We start from the raw sequence: 475 nt of genomic DNA on the forward strand, positions 1-475 counted from the left end.
TTACTCAGCAACTGAATATAGATATGAACAGCATCGCTAGAAGCGCCGAAGAAAACAACGATCAGATCGCAACTGTAACAACTATTATGCGTGAAATCAGTGACGGTGCAGACCATGTTGCCCGTACCGTATCGACGTTGTTCAAAGACAATAGCTAGTGTCCAGTTTTAGGAAAAATCAGGATCGGAACTTCGAGCCGCAGCGCTACAGAGCCAGAAGCCCAAACTTGGTGACGGCCATCGTGCTGTGGAACACGGTGTACCTGGAGCGTGCCACCCAGGGGCTGGTCGAAGCCGGCAAACCGGTGGACGGTGAGCTGCTGCAATACCTGTCGCCGTTGGGCTGGGAGCACATCAACCTGACCGGCGATTACGTCTGGCGGCTGAGCCGCAGGCTGGAAGACGGGAAGTTTCGGCCCCTACGGATGCCCGGAAAACCTTAGCGTACGATTTTTTCCTAATTCTGCGGGCACCCC

At 54.3% G+C, this 475-nt stretch carries 1 pseudogene; it reads left to right on the forward strand.

The annotated features are described in order from the left end of the window. Positions 1–178 precede the first annotated feature (178 nt). Positions 179–442, forward strand: a pseudogene (locus tag C722_RS0117275) (Tn3 family transposase); the annotation flags it as partial. Positions 443–475: the final 33 nt, after the last annotated feature.

It is taken from the genome of Pseudomonas sp. 313, from assembly GCF_000316965.1.
GTDB lineage: Bacteria > Pseudomonadota > Gammaproteobacteria > Pseudomonadales > Pseudomonadaceae > Chryseomonas > Chryseomonas benzopyrenica.